General features: G+C 75.5%; 1 protein-coding gene. It reads right to left on the reverse strand.

The features are described 5' to 3' along the window. The coding region (locus O4G76_RS20345; protein WP_269398950.1) for a cadherin repeat domain-containing protein at positions 1 to 294 on the reverse strand (294 nt) is incomplete at both ends.

Here is a 294-nt window from a genome sequence, read left to right on the forward strand (position 1 = left end):
GCCGTCCGAGGAGGTCGCGGTGACGGTCAGCGCGACGCTCGGCTCGGTCTCGGCGTCGAAGCTGGCGCCGGCGGCGACCCGCACCGTGCCGTCGGCGGCGATGGCGAAGCGCGCATCGTCCACCGCGTAGCTCACCGTGGCGGTGGCGTCGGCGTCCTCGGCGCGGGCCTCGATCCCGACCAGCGTGCCCGCCCCCGCGGTCTCGTCGATCCGGTCCAGGGTGGCGCCGTCGGCGTCACTGACCGCGCCGATGGCGTGCTCGTTGATGTCGGCCACGGCGATGTCGAAGCGGCG

The sequence above is a fragment of the Limimaricola sp. G21655-S1 genome (assembly GCF_027213785.1).
In the GTDB taxonomy this organism is placed as follows: domain Bacteria; phylum Pseudomonadota; class Alphaproteobacteria; order Rhodobacterales; family Rhodobacteraceae; genus Limimaricola.